1 protein-coding gene and 1 pseudogene are annotated in these 2107 nt (G+C 43.3%); both read left to right on the top strand.

Annotation, left to right across the window (positions count from 1 at the left end; all coding sequences use genetic code 11):
• Positions 1-1271: S9 family peptidase (locus tag VF500_RS29400; RefSeq protein WP_330863065.1), on the top strand; the 1271-nt coding region annotated here is incomplete at its 5' end.
• Between the two features lie 260 nt (positions 1272-1531).
• Positions 1532-2107 (top strand): annotated as a pseudogene (locus tag VF500_RS29395) (hypothetical protein); the annotation flags it as partial.

Genomic DNA, 2107 nt, shown 5'->3' with positions numbered 1-2107 from the left:
TTAAAGTTTTTCAGCCACGCATTAAAGATGTGTTGTATAGTGTTACTGCGCTTGCCGATAAGTTTTTAATAGTAACTAACCAGAACGCCATCAATTTTAAACTGATGGAGTGCCCGCTTGATAAAACGGAAAGCAGCAACTGGAAGGAAGTATTACCGCACCGTAAAGATGTATTACTGGAAGGTGTTGAAGAGTTTAAGGATTATATCGTGATCACCGAACGTAAAAGTGGACTGAGCCAGTTCAGGGTGCGCAATCTTGCGTCAGGGCGGGAGCATTATGTTGATTTTAAGGAGGCAGCCTATGCTATTTATGTTGGTGCCAATCCCGATTATAACAGCAAGGTATTGAGGTATGGTTATACATCGCTTACCACACCGTCATCTACTTTCGATTATAATATGGATACCAAAGCATCCAAACTGATGAAGCAGCAGGAGGTATTGGGTGGATATAAAGCTGATGATTATATAACCGAACGCCTTTATGCAACCGCTACCGACGGCACTAAGGTTCCCATATCGCTGGTTTACAAAAAAGGCTTTGAAAAGAATGATAACGCGCCTTTGCTGCTGTATGGTTATGGTTCATATGGCTACACCAATGATGTATATTTTTCGAGTGCCCGACTGAGTTTGCTCGACAGGGGATTTGTTTTTGCCATGGCCGGGATCCGGGGCGGACAGGAGATGGGCCGTCAATGGTACCTGGATGGTAAGTTGATGAAAAAGAAAAACACGTTTACTGATTTTATTGACTGTGGTAAATACCTTGTTGATCAAAAATACACCAGTAAAGAACACTTGTATGCTGAAGGCGGCAGCGCCGGCGGTTTGCTGATGGGGGCGGTGGCTAACATGGCTCCCGACCTGTGGCATGGCATCATTGCCGAAGTTCCCTTTGTTGATGTGGTGAATACTATGCTTGATGAAAGTATTCCCCTAACTACCAATGAATTTGACGAGTGGGGCAATCCTAAAAATGAGGATGCCTACAAATACATGAAGAGTTATTCGCCTTATGAAAACGTAGAGAAGAAAGCTTATCCAAATATGTTGGTTATAACTGGTCTGCATGATAGTCAGGTTCAGTATTTTGAACCCGCTAAATGGGTTGCCAAGCTACGGGCAACCAAGACTGATAATAACGTACTGATGCTACATACCAATATGGATTACGGCCACGGTGGGGCTTCGGGTAGGTTTGATTATTTAAAGGAAGAGGCTTTGAACTACGCGTTTTTATTTGCGCTGGAAGGGGTTGAGAAGTAGGTGTTTGGTGAGTGGTTTTTGTCGCTCGAAAAAAATGCCGCGTCATTGCGAGGAACGAAGCAATCCCAAAGTATACAGAGAAATTTGCATAGTCTCTCTTCAAATCGGGGATTGCTTCGTGCCTCGCAATGACGCTTTTTATTGATGTCTATAAATTTTATCTCCTTGAAATAAATCCCCGCAACTTTCTGGCTAATTTTCAGCAAGTGCCGGAATAAATAAATCCCCGTTTATTATATTCGGCAAAACCCACTCGGATAATGAAATTACTATCTAAGTTAACCCTGTCATTTTGCCTGTTTTTGAGCACCGGGGCGTTGGCCCAGCAGCCTGTCAATATGCAATATTTGGTGTCGATGGAAAAGGCCGCCGAGCATTTGTATCATGTTGAACTCACCAATAAAACCCACCTCAAAACGCTCGATTTTAAAATGTGTGTTTGGACACCCGGATACTATCAATTGATAGATTTTGCAGGCGCGGTGCAAAACTTTACTGTTACCGATGCAAAAGGAACTAAGCTTAAGTTTGAGAAACCCACAAAAGATATCTGGAAGGTTGCTAATCCTGCAGCCGGAGACGTGAAGATCTCGTACGATGTAAAAGCCGTTGTACCCTTTGTAGGCAACGTTTATTTGGATGAAACAAGAGGTTATATCACCCCCGGAGGCCTGTTCATGTACCTCGAGCAGGACTTGCGCCATCCGGTTACCATCCAAATGAAGCCTTACAGCAAGTGGAAAGATCTGGTAGCTACAGGTTTGGACACCTTGAAGGGGCAATACCATATTTATAAAGCAGCTGATTTTGATGTGCTTTATGATAGTCCGTTTTTA

The sequence above is a fragment of the Mucilaginibacter sp. genome (assembly GCF_036383575.1).
Classification (GTDB): Bacteria; Bacteroidota; Bacteroidia; order Sphingobacteriales; family Sphingobacteriaceae; genus Mucilaginibacter.
This window is presented reverse-complemented; position numbering and strand designations above follow the sequence as displayed.